Genomic DNA, 11,754 nt, shown 5'->3' on the forward strand with positions numbered 1-11,754 from the left:
GGATCATCCCTCCGCGGGTTCAATTCTTCACACCGTTTCCCCGAGGAGGCATGATGGGCTTCATCACCGGGAGTCTTCCGCCGATCGATCCCGCCGAATTCCCGCGGCAACCATTTCTGGAACGAATTCGGGCCGTCACCACCCATTGGGTCGAATACGGATTCGGCGCGCCCAAAATTGTGCACAGCATCTATATCGCCAAATTGCTCGTTCTGTACATCGGTGGCGGAGTGGCCCTCACGACTCTGACGTCGGGTTTCGGACCGCTGGATATCGGCAGCTGGTGGAACGCGCCCATCGTGTACCAGAAGTTGCTGCTGTGGACGGTACTGCTGGAGATGGCCGGGCTCGCCGGTTCATGGGGCCCGCTCGCCGGTCATTTCAAACCCATGACCGGCGGTATCCGCTATTGGCTGCGCCCCGGGACCATAAGGCTGCCGCCCTGGCCGGATCGAGTGCCCGGCACCGCAGGCGACACCCGGCGGGTGGTGGACGTGCTGCTCTATGCTGCGATCCTGCTCTGTCTGGTGTCGGCGGTCGCGCTGCCCGGTGTCCCTCCCCACACCGGCGATTCGGTGCTCGGGGCGGAAGGTGGCTGGGTACGACCGGAGCTGCTGTATCCGGTGATCGCCGGGTTGATCGTCCTCGGGCTGCGGGACAAAGTGGTGTTCATCGCGGCGCGCGGCGAACAGTATCTGCCGGCGATGATCTTCTTCGCCGTCCTACCGGGCATCGATATGATCGTCGCGCTCAAACTGCTGATCGTCAGCGTATGGGTGGGCGCGGGAGTGTCGAAGATCGGCCGCCATTTCGCGATGGTGGTGCCGCCCATGATCTCCAATACGCCGTGGCTGCCGTCCAGAGCTGTCAAACGGCTGTTCTACCGAAACTTCCCCGACGATCTGCGTCCGTCCGTAGTCGCGGGCACGGTCGCGCATGTGCTGGGTACCTTCGTGGAGATCGTTGTCCCGCTGATCCTGCTGTTCTCCCGTCACCCGATGATCACCCTGCTCGGCGTCGCGGCCATGGTGGCCTTCCACCTGTTCATCCTGTCCACATTCCCGCTCGCAGTCCCGTTGGAATGGAACATACTGTTCGGCTGGGCGGCGGTCGTCCTGTTCATCGGCTTCCCGAACCAGGACGGTTTCGGTATCACCGACATGTCGGCGCCGTGGTTGCCGTTACTCATCGCGGCTGGGCTCATATTCTTCCCGATTCTGGGGAACCTGCGGCCCGACCTCGTCTCCTTCCTGCCGTCGATGCGCCAGTACGCGGGCAACTGGGCGGCAGCCACCTGGGCATTCGCACCGGGTGCGGAGGCCGAGCTGGACAAACACATTCCGCGTCCCGCGCCGATCACCCGCACCCAACTGCTCGACAGCTATCCGCCCGAGGTCGCCGATGTGGTCATGCACCAGCCGCTGGGGTTCCGGGCACTGCACTCCCAGGGGCGTGCGCTGCTATCGCTGATGATCCGGCACCTCGGACCCGATATCGACCGGTACGCGCTGCGCGAAGCCGAGTTCAGCTGCAACAGTCTGGTGGCGTTCAATTTCGGGGACGGCCATCTGCACGACGAGCGACTCATCAGCGCCGTACAGCGCCGGTGCAATTTCGCTCCCGGCGAGTTCCTCGTCGCATGGATCGAATCGCAGCCCATCCACAAGAAGACGCAACGTTATAAAGTGATAGATGCCGCGCTGGGTGTCATCGAAACCGGCACCTACCTCGTCGCCGACGCTGTCGCCGAACAACCATGGTTGCCCAACGGCCCCATCCCGTTCGCCGTGGAGTGGTCCCACGAAACCACCCTGCCCCGGACTCCGGCCGAGCAGGCCGAACCCCAGGAGCCGTCGATGCCCGCACCCCTACCCACGGCCGAGGCATCGTCGTGACGACTGCGGTCGTGGTCGGCGGCGGGCCCAACGGGCTCGCCGCCGCCGTTCATCTGGCCGCACAGGGTATCGAGGTTCAACTGCTCGAAGCCGCCGACCGGGTCGGCGGCGGTCTGCGGTCCAGTACCGACCTCACCGTCCCCGGGCTGGTGCACGATCACTGCGCGGCCATCCACCCGATGGGCGCAGGCTCACCGTTCCTCAGCCGTCTCGGCCTGGACCGCTATGGTTTGCGCTGGCGGTGGCCGGAAATCGATTGCGCGCACCCACTCGATCACGGCCCTGCCGCACTGCTGTACCGTTCGCTCGCCGCCACCGCGGCGGGCCTCGGTGGCGACGAGACGCGGTGGCGCGGCCTGTTCGCGGGTCCGGTCGCCGATTTCGAGCAGATATCATCGGAACTGCTTCGGCCGATCGTGCATCTGCCTCGTCATCCGCTGCCACTGGCGAAGTTCGGGATGAAGGCAGTATTACCGGCCGCCGCTCTCGCGCGTTGGTTCCGTACCCCACGCGCCAGGGCGTTGTTCGGCGGTATCGCCGCGCACGCGTTCTCCCGGCTGGACCTTCCCGCGAGCAGCGCGGTCGGTCTGATGATCGCCGCAACCGGGCACCGGCACGGCTGGCCGGTGGCCGAGGGTGGCTCCCAGGCCATCGCCACGGCTCTGGAACGGGTGCTGCTCGACAACGGCGGAAAGGTCGAGACGGGGATGCGGGTCCGCTCCGTGGCCGACCTGCCGCCGGCTGATATCGTGCTCCTCGACCTGCCCCCGCGCGGAGTGCTCGACCTGTTCGGCGAACGGATTCCGGGACGGATCGCCCGTGCTCTGGGCGCCTACCGGCATGGTCCGGCCGCATTCAAAGTCGATTTCGCCATCGACGGTCCCGTACCGTGGCGCGATCCGGCCTGCCGCCGGGCCGGCACAGTGCATGTGGGCGGATCGTTCACCGAGATCGCCGCCGCGGAACGCCGGGTCGTCGCGGGGCAGCTACCCGAGAAACCGTTCGTGCTGGTCGGCCAGCAGTTCGTCGCCGACCCGACCCGTTCGGTGGGCGATATTCACCCGCTCTACGCCTACGCCCATGTACCGCACGGCTACACTGGTGACGCGACCGGGGCAGTAATCGCGCAGATCGAGCGGTTCGCCCCCGGCTTCCGGGAACAGATCGTGCACACGGTCTCGACTACGCCCGCGCACCTGGCCGAGCGCAACCCCAACAATATCGGCGGGGATATCGTCGGCGGCGCCAATACCGCCAGGCAGTTGCTCTTCCGGCCGCGGCTGTCCCCGGACCCCTATGCGCTCGGGGTACCCGGCGTCTTCCTGTGTTCCGCCGCCACCCCACCGGGCGCGGGCGCGCACGGTATGTGTGGCCGGCATGCCGCGGAGTCGGCACTGAAGTACTTGCGGACCTCACATCGCTCGTCGACCAGGAAGAACACCTACCGATGACCCTCTCGCGCATACCAGCAGAACAATGCAGACCGACACGGATACCGACGGCCGATGCCGAGGTCGTCGGCGTCATAGCCCAGGTCGCGCGCACGCTGAAATCACGCGAACACGAGATCAGCGCGGGCATGAGCGCTCTGATGGCGCACGAGATCGACCATCTCGACGACGACCCCGGGCTGGCCGAAATGCTCGAATCCAGTGTGCGCGGCAATGTCGCCACCGTGATCGACGTCCTGCTCAACGATATTCCCGTCGATCATCTGCAACCCACCACAGCCGCCGTCGAGTACGCCCTGCGACTGGCCCAGCGCGATGTGCCCGCCAACTCGCTGGTCCGGGCATACCACATGGGGCAGCACGAAATGCTCCGTATCTGTTACACCGAACTCGACCGCCGCGAACTACCCGCATCGCTGGCCCTGACCGCGGTCAAACGGCTGACCGAGATCATCTACAGCTACATCGATTGGATCACACGATACGTCTTCGACGCCTACGAGGCCGAGCGCACGCGGTGGATGAACGCCCGTGGCAGTGTACGTTCGTCCATCGTGCACAAGGCGCTCTCGGGCGATAGGCCCGATACCGCCGCATTCGAGCACGAGACCGGGTATCGGCTGAACCAGGCACATCTGGCGCTCATCCTGTGGCGGGAGGGGCCGGAACAGACCAGCACACTGAACCTGCTGGACAGCCAGGTGCGCGCGATCGGCCTGTCCCTGAATACCGACGGCCCGCCAATCGTCACGGCCATCGACCGCCGGACAGTGTGGGCCTGGCTGCCGTTCGGCAGGCGTTCCGCGGTCACCGATACAACCGAACTGCGTGCGGGAACCGGACTCTCCGAGGGCATTCGGCTGGCCGCCGGGTTACCGGGCCACGGACCGGGCGGATTCCGCCGCTCGCATCAGCAGGCCCGAGCCGCCTACTTCATCGCGACGGTGCCCGGCGCACTGAACTCGTATCCCGGGATCAGTTTCGGCGACCCCGGCGTCGCGGTGGTCTCTCTACTGGCCAAGGATCTGGAGGCGATCCGGGTGTGGGTGCGCGAGGTGCTCGGGGATCTCGCCGAGGACAGCGACCAGGCCGCCACCCTGCGCCATACGATGAGCACCTACTACGCGACCGGCGAGAGTCATGTGCAGACGGCCCAAGCCCTCACACTGCACCGCAATACGGTCAAGTACCGCATCACCAAGGCTGTCGAGACGACCCGCACCAGTGCGGGTCCGCACGACAAACTCGATATCGCACTGGCCCTGCAGGCGTGCCGTCTTCTCGGTGCGAGTGTGTTGCGCGGGGCATCCGAGGTCTCTTCCTGACCCACCAGGTCCACGGTCCGACCCACCGGATCCCACGGTGAAACCAGGGTGTCGGAATCCGCTGTGCGGTAGGCGATCAGGTTCTCGCCGACCACCGCACCCGAACCGTCCCGCAGCCTCGTGTGCCGAATGCGCAGGTGACCGGCCGGCACGGTAAAGACCTCGGCGAGAAAGGGGTGGGCGCCCGCGTCGACGTCGAACGACGGCAGCACATCGCCCACGAGCGTCGATCCCGCGATCTGCTGGAGAAGGGTGGTGGTCGACCCGTCTCCGTACACGAGCATTCTCACTGTCACCGATCACTCGGCGCGCAAGCGCACCGGTTCACTCCCCGTCCAGCGCGGCGCCCGCTTCTCCGCGAACGCGGCCGGACCCTCCTGGGCGTCGGCGCTGCGGTAGGCACGGGCACACGCGTGCCGTGCCGATTGCAGGGCGGCCGAACGACCCATTTCAGTTGCCACCATGACGGTTTCGCGGGCCGCTCGCACCGACAGCGGGGCACCCGCCAGTACGGTTGCGGCCAGGTCGAGCGCGGTGTCCAGCAGGTCGGCGGGCTCGGCCAGCCGGTTCACCAAACCGATTTCGTAGGCCCGTGCCGCGGTGATCGGGGTCCCGGTGAGCAGGATCTCCATCATGATGCGCTGCGGGATCATATGGATCAGCGGCGCGGCCCACGGCGAACTGCGCCCCACCTTCACCTCGGTCACCGCGAACCTGGCGGTGGTACTCGCGACACACAGATCGCAGGCCTGGGCGATCATCCAGCCGCCCGCGAACGCGGCACCGTTGACCGCGGCGATGGTGGGTTTGGACAGTTCGATCGTGTCGTACGGAACGGGGAACATATCCCGGGGCGGTTCGGCCATACCGGTTTCCACCATTTCCCGGAGGTCACCGCCCGCGCAGAACGCCTTCGCACCGGCGCCGGTGAGTATCGCGATCCGCAGCGCCGGATCCCGCTCGAACCGGTCCCAGGCGGCGAAGAGCCCCGCCCGGACCTCTGCGGACAGGCAGTTGCGGGTCTGCGGACGGTTGAGGGTGATGACCGCGATCCCGTCGTCGCGGGCGTCGAAGAGTACGGCGTCTTCCATCTAAAAACCTCGCTGCTCGATACGATGCGCGGTGCGCGCCAGGTCGTCCCGGAAATCGGGGTGGGCGATACCGATCAGGCGCCGGGCACGTTCGGTGAGGGTGCGCCCGGCCAGTTCGGCGGCGCCGTATTCGGTGACCACGATGTCGACCTCGCTGCGCGCAGTGGTGACCGGACCGGACAGCGCCGCGGCGATCCGGCTGACGGTGCCGTTCTTCGCAGTAGCGGGTAGCGCGATGATCGAGCGGCCGCCGGGTGAGCGCAGGCCGGCGCGGACGAAATCCACTTGGCCGCCGGTGCCGCCGATGTAGCTCTCGCCGGATTGTTCGGCGTTCACCTGACCGGTCAGGTCGACCTCGAGCGCCGAGTTGAGCGTCACCAGGTTCTCGACCTGTGCGAGTATGGCGGCGTCGTGGGTGTAGGACGTCGCACACATGTGCACGGCCGGATTGCGGTGCGCGAAATCGTAGAGCCGCCGGGTGCCGATGAGCGCACCGGTGATAGATACGCCCCGGTCGATCCGCTTCCGCGCGTTGGTGATCACCCCCGCTTCCACGAGGTCGACCAGCCCGTCGCCCATCATCCCCGAATGGACACCGAGGTCGCGGCGGTCGCCCAGCGATCGCAACACCGCGTCGGGAACGGCGCCGACTCCGGTTTGCAAGACCGCGCCGTCGCCGATGAAGTCCGTGATGTGCCCGGCGATGGCCTCGTCCACGGCCGCGATCGCCGCCGAGGGCACCTGTACCGGTGAGCGCGATACCGCGATGGCGCAGTCGATCTCGGAGGCGGCCAGCGATTCGCCGAATGTGTAGGGCACCTGATCGTTGATCTCGGCGATCACCACGCGGGCGCGCGAGACCGCGGCCCGGACGTAGTCGCTGATCAGCCCGAAACTGTGCCGGCCCGCACCGTCGGCCGGACTGACCTGGACCAACGCCACATCGCAGCCGAGTTCCCCGGTTTCGATCATCGACGCCACCCGGCCGATATGGCAGGGCACGATATCGAGTTCATGGCTTCTGGTCAGACTGCGCAGCGCGCCGATGGCGCCCATACTCGACAGGGTGAAAGACCGGCTGACGCCGGGCGCGAACTGTCCGGAGAAGCTGGTGGCGGTGAAGGCGGACAGTTTCCCGATCCCGGGCCCCTGTTCGATGAGCGCCTCGATGAGCGTGGTCGGTTCGCCGCAGGCTTGACCGATGACGATCCGATCTCCGGGACGCAGCCACTCGGCCAACTCGATCTCAGCGCCGGTCATGCCGAACCCCCGCCATTGCGATCCGCCGGACCAGGTTCCGGTTCGCGCGGCGGAGCTGCCTCTGCCAGCACTTCGCGGGTGTGCGCGCCGAGCCGGGGCGCGGGTCCGGCCACCCGGCCGGGGGTGCGGGAGAACCAGGTCGGTGGGCCGGGGAAACGCATCGGGCCGTCGGGGCTGTCGACGGTTTCGAAGAAGCCGGCCGCGTTCAGGTGCGGGTTGTCGAACAGATCGTCGAGTGTCTGCACTGGCGCCGCCGGGATGTCCAGGGAGTTCAGCAGTTCCAGCCACTCCGCGGTGGTGCGGGTGCGGAAGGTTTCGCGCAGGTGGGCGTAGACCGTGTCGATGCAGCGGGCGCGTTGGGCCAGCGTCGCGAATTCCGGGCCGTTCCATGCCGGGCGAACCGCGTCGACGAACGCGATCCACTGTTTGTCGTTGTAGACGAGCGCGGAGAGGTAGCCGTCCGCGGTGCGATAGGGGGTGCGTTCGGGGGTGACCACGCGCGGGTATGCAGCACTGCCGAGCGGTGGGTCGAAAAGTTTGCCGTTGGCGTGCTCGACCAGCATGAAGGCGGCCATGGTTTCGAACATCGCGACTTCCACCTCCTGTCCCTCCCCGGTCCGCTCGCGATGGAACAGGGCCATCGTGGTGGCGTAGAGGGCGGTCATTCCGGCGATCTTGTCGGCCATGATGGTGCCCACGTACCCCGGTGTGCCGGTGAGGAGTTCCTGTACGTGCGGGAGTCCGCATTCGGCCTGGATCGTGTCGTCGTAGGCGGTGCGATCGGCGTCGGGGCCGCGCCGGCCGTAGCCGTAGCAGTTGGTGTAGACGATCGCCGGATTGATCGCGGCGACCTGCTGGTAATCGAACCCGAGCGCGGCCACGGCCTTACCGCGCATGGAGTGGATGAACACATCGGCGCCGCTGATCAGTTCGCGCAGCGCGGTTTTGCCCGCCGGCTCGCGCAGATCGAGCACCACACTGCGTTTCCCGCGGTTGACGTTGACGAACACCCCGGCCATTCCCGGTTCCGGGCCCACCGAGATATGGCGAGTGTTGTCCCCGGCCGGCGGCTCCACCTTGATCACATCCGCGCCCATATCGGCCATGATCTGGGTGCAGTAGGGACCCATCACCATCGCCGTCAGATCGATCACCCGCACCCCGGCCAGCGGCCCTGTGTGCTGCATACGCCCTACCTTCACCGGGCCGGCCGAACGAATCGGCGGCTATCTGATGAATCTTTGTAAGGATAGTGATATCAAGTATGGGTGCCCAGTTTCAATGGCGAGAACGCCGGGCCCGGCAGCGGCGCCGGCGTGCCCGTGATTCCGGCGTCCGTCGCCGAGGTACTCGAACCCGCCCTCGCGGCGAACCCCGAAGCGGTCGCCGTCGAGGCGGCATCGGGTTCCTGGACCTACGGTGAGCTCGACGAACAAGCCCACGCGGCCGCCGGCGCACTGTGGTCGCTCGGCGTCCGCCCCGGTGACCGCGTCGCCGCCTGCCTGCCCAACGATCTGCCGATCGTGGCCGCCTTCCACGGCGCGCAGCGGATCGGGGCGATCTGGGCGGGTATCGGCGAAGCGCTCGCCCCGGCCGAACAGCGGTATCTGCACGATCTGATCGAGCCCCGCGTAGTACTGGCGGGCCCCCGCTGCACGCTCGATACCCCCACGCGGGTCGATCCGGCACGCTGGGCCGCCGCGCTGCGGGCCCCGGCGGCACCCGAGATCACGCACGATCCGGACGCACCGGCCGCGATCGCGTTCACGAGCGGCACATCGGGGCGTCCGAAAGCGGTCGTACACAGTCAGCGCAATCTGCTGCTGCCCGGGGCCGTACTGGTCGCCACCCGCGGGTGGGGCCCAGAATTACGCAAAGGAGACAGCTTTCCGCTGACCATCCTCAACCTCATGGTGCTGTCCACCCTGCTCACCGCCCAGGCCGGAGGGTGCGCGGTGATCATGGACCGCCGCGATGTCGCGGGGGTCGCGGAATGGATCGCCACCCGGAAAGTGACGGTCTGGAACGGCGCCCCGGCCCAGCTCTACGATCTGGCCGCCCGTGCGGAACTCGAACTGGGTTCACTCCAGGAGGTGTGGAGCGGCGGCAGCGACACCCCGGATACCCTCCGGGCAGCCTTCGCGCAGGCCCACGGCCCGGTACCACGGGTGACCTACGGCCTCACCGAGGCGCCGACCGTGGTCGCCATCGATCCGCCCGGCGCACAGTGGCGTCCGCGGGCCAGCGGCCGGGTACTGCCCCACTACGATGTCGCCGCCTACGACGACGACGGAAATCGGCTTCCTCCCGGCGAACTCGGCGAGTTGCGATTGACGGGCCGTACGGACGGGCCGTGGGCCGGACTGTGGCGGCCGATGCTCGGGTACTGGTCGGGCGGGGAAGTACAGCCCGCACCGGACGGGCCGATCGCGACCGGGGATATCGGGGCCGTCGACGCGGACGGCTGGCTCACGGTGCTCGACCGCAAGAAGATGGTCATCCTCCGCGGTGGCGCGAATATCTACCCGCTCGAGGTGGAGCGGGTACTGGCAGCCCATCCGGCCGTCGGTCGGACGGTGGTGTGCGGAGTGCCGCACGACCGGCTCGGCCAGCAGGTGGCCGCCGTGATCGAAACAAACGGACGGCCCGTGGATTTCGCGGAACTCGCCGAATTCTGCCGAAGCGAGCTCGCCGGGTACAAGGTTCCCGAGGTCTGGGCCGCGGTCGACGCGCTACCCCTCAACGCCATGGGCAAGGTGGTGCGCACCGAACTCGCCGGTCTGCTCGCGCGGCGGGATCCGGTGTGAGCGGCGACCGCGCCGCGGCCGTGCGCCCCTTCGAACTCGACGGCAGGGTGGCCGTCGTGACCGGCGGATCATCCGGTTTGGGGGCGGCGGCGAGCCGGGCCCTGGCCGGACTGGGCGCACGGGTCGCGGTGGTGGCGCGACGCCGGGACCGGCTGGAGTCCCTGGCGAATGAGATCGACGGCCTGGCCGTGGGGTGCGATCTGGGCGATCCCGAGCGGATCACCGAGATCGTCCCGGCGGTCACCGACGCGCTGGGCCCGCCGGAGATCCTGGTCAACGCAGCCGGTAACCGCTTCGGCACCGGGGGCGCGGAAGCGGAGTCGCTGACCGATATCCGGCGCACCCTGGAGCTGAATCTGCTGGCTCCACTGCTGCTCGCCCAGCAGGTTTTCCCCGCCATGCGCGCACTCGGCCGGGGTTCGATCGTGAACGTTTCCTCGATCAGCGGACGGGTGGGCATCCCCGGCATCCCGCAGGCCTCCTATGCCGCGAGCAAGGCCGGATTGTCCGGGCTCACCACCGAACTCGCCGTGCAGTGGGCCCGGCATTCGATCCGCGTGAACACTGTCGCGCCGGGCTTCTTCCGCAGCGAGATCACCGACAGCCTCTACGACAGCGATCGCGGCGCCGGCTATCTGCGCCGCAATATCCCGCTGCCCACCGAGGGCACCGCCGCCGACATCGTGGGCGCGATCGTCTGGCTGGCCGGGGATTCCGGCCGGTACGTGACCGGGCAGACCATCGTCGTCGACGGCGGGTGGACCGCACGCTGACCCCGGGGTGTTGACACCGATCCCCACTGCTGGAAATATAATTCTTGTTTTAGAGAATCAAATTCTCCCGCGATCCCGGCTCGGCGCCCTGTCCCTCGGCACGGTCGTTCGACAAGCTGAACGGCAGCCGAACGAATCGAGAAAGGAACACATCACCGATGTTCTCCGCAGTTCTCATCGACAAGGGTGAATCCGGCACGACAGCCGAACTCACCAGCGTGGACGAGGCCCGGTTGCCCGAGGGTGACGTCGAGATCGAGGTGGCCTGGTCCACGCTCAACTACAAAGACGCACTCGCGATCACCGGCGCCTCCCCCGTGGTGCGCAAATTCCCGATGATTCCGGGCATCGATCTGGCGGGCACCGTCACCGCCAGCAGCCACGCCCGCTGGTCTCCCGGCGACAAGGTGGTCCTCAATGGCTGGGGTGTCGGCGAAACCCACTGGGGCGGCCTCGCGCAGCGGGCCCGGCTCGACGGCGACTGGCTGATCCCGCTGCCCGCCGAGTTCACCGAACGGCAGGCCATGGCCATCGGCACAGCCGGTTACACCGCCGCCCTCTGCGTCGATGCCCTGCTGGCCCACGGACTCACCCCCGACAGCGGCGAAGTACTGGTGACCGGCGCGACCGGCGGCGTGGGCAGTGTGGCCATCGCACTGCTCACCAAGGCCGGCTTCGCGGTGGCCGCCGCGACCGGCAAGTCCGGCGAACACGCCTATCTGAAACAACTCGGCGCCACCACGGTCGTGGACCGCGCCGAATTCGCCGGCAAGGGCAAACCGCTACAGAAGGAACGCTGGGCCGGTGTCGTGGACACCGCCGGCAGCCATACCCTGGCCAATGCCTGCGCACAGACCCGCTACGGCGGCGCGGTGGCGGCCTGCGGCCTGGCCCAGGGTATGGATTTCCCGGCTTCGGTGGCCCCGTTCATCCTGCGCGGCGTCTCGCTGCTGGGTGTGGACAGTGTGCTGGCGCCGCTGCCGAAACGGCTCGACGCCTGGGCCCGGCTCGCCCGGGATCTGGATCCGGCCGTGCTCGATTCGATCGCCCGCGAGATCACCCTGGGTGAGACCGTCGCGGCGGCGAACGATCTCATCGCGGGCACCGTCCGCGGCCGGATAGTCGTCGATGTGAACCGCTGAGCAGGAGTTC

General features: G+C 67.6%; 9 protein-coding genes. 6 read left to right on the forward strand and 3 right to left on the reverse strand.

The window, feature by feature from the left end; translation table 11 throughout:
* Positions 1–53 precede the first annotated feature (53 nt).
* From NF4_RS26720 to NF4_RS26730, 3 genes are read left to right on the forward strand one after another with little or no spacing between them, the layout of a single operon-like run.
* Positions 54–1,895, forward strand: a complete 1,842-nt coding sequence (locus NF4_RS26720; protein ID WP_063130176.1) for a DUF3556 domain-containing protein — start codon at positions 54–56, stop codon at positions 1,893–1,895.
* Positions 1,892–3,346 carry a phytoene desaturase family protein gene (locus NF4_RS26725; RefSeq protein ID WP_063130137.1) on the forward strand — a complete coding sequence of 485 codons (1,455 nt, stop codon included), beginning with the start codon at positions 1,892–1,894 and terminating at the stop codon, positions 3,344–3,346. The genes NF4_RS26720 and NF4_RS26725 overlap by 4 nt, the downstream gene beginning before the upstream one ends.
* Positions 3,343–4,671 carry a PucR family transcriptional regulator gene (locus NF4_RS26730; RefSeq protein ID WP_063130138.1) on the forward strand — a complete coding sequence of 443 codons (1,329 nt, stop codon included), beginning with the start codon at positions 3,343–3,345 and terminating at the stop codon, positions 4,669–4,671. Before NF4_RS26725 ends, NF4_RS26730 begins: the two co-directional genes overlap by 4 nt.
* Before the next feature lie 299 nt (positions 4,672–4,970).
* On the opposite strand, the gene NF4_RS26735 is transcribed toward NF4_RS26730, so the two are convergent.
* The 3 genes from NF4_RS26735 to NF4_RS26745 are packed head-to-tail and all read right to left on the reverse strand — an operon-like array spanning position 4,971 to position 8,209.
* Positions 4,971–5,762 (reverse strand): enoyl-CoA hydratase/isomerase family protein, encoded by a 792-nt coding sequence (locus tag NF4_RS26735; protein ID WP_063130139.1) that lies wholly within the window; start codon positions 5,760–5,762, stop codon positions 4,971–4,973.
* Positions 5,763–7,022 carry an acetyl-CoA hydrolase/transferase family protein gene (locus NF4_RS26740; RefSeq protein WP_063130140.1) on the reverse strand — a complete coding sequence of 420 codons (1,260 nt, stop codon included), beginning with the start codon at positions 7,020–7,022 and terminating at the stop codon, positions 5,763–5,765.
* Positions 7,019–8,209, reverse strand: coding sequence for a CaiB/BaiF CoA transferase family protein (locus NF4_RS26745; RefSeq protein WP_063130141.1), 1,191 nt, complete (start codon positions 8,207–8,209; stop codon positions 7,019–7,021). The genes NF4_RS26740 and NF4_RS26745 overlap by 4 nt, the downstream gene beginning before the upstream one ends.
* A gap of 81 nt (positions 8,210–8,290) precedes the next feature.
* On the opposite strand from NF4_RS26745, the gene NF4_RS38810 reads away from it, so the two are divergent.
* From NF4_RS38810 to acuI, 3 genes are all read left to right on the forward strand, one after another.
* The gene (locus NF4_RS38810; RefSeq protein WP_232330658.1) at positions 8,291–9,829 is read left to right on the forward strand and encodes a class I adenylate-forming enzyme family protein; all 1,539 of its coding nucleotides are present in this window, start codon (positions 8,291–8,293) and stop codon (positions 9,827–9,829) included.
* Positions 9,826–10,602 (forward strand): SDR family NAD(P)-dependent oxidoreductase, encoded by a 777-nt coding sequence (locus NF4_RS38815; RefSeq protein WP_063130142.1) that lies wholly within the window; start codon positions 9,826–9,828, stop codon positions 10,600–10,602. Before NF4_RS38810 ends, NF4_RS38815 begins: the two co-directional genes overlap by 4 nt.
* A gap of 158 nt (positions 10,603–10,760) precedes the next feature.
* The gene (gene acuI / locus NF4_RS26760) at positions 10,761–11,744 is read left to right on the forward strand and encodes an acrylyl-CoA reductase (NADPH) (protein WP_063130143.1); all 984 of its coding nucleotides are present in this window, start codon (positions 10,761–10,763) and stop codon (positions 11,742–11,744) included.
* Positions 11,745–11,754 lie beyond the last annotated feature (10 nt).

Source organism: Nocardia fusca NBRC 14340 (genome assembly GCF_001618425.1).
Lineage (GTDB): Bacteria > Actinomycetota > Actinomycetes > Mycobacteriales > Mycobacteriaceae > Nocardia > Nocardia fusca.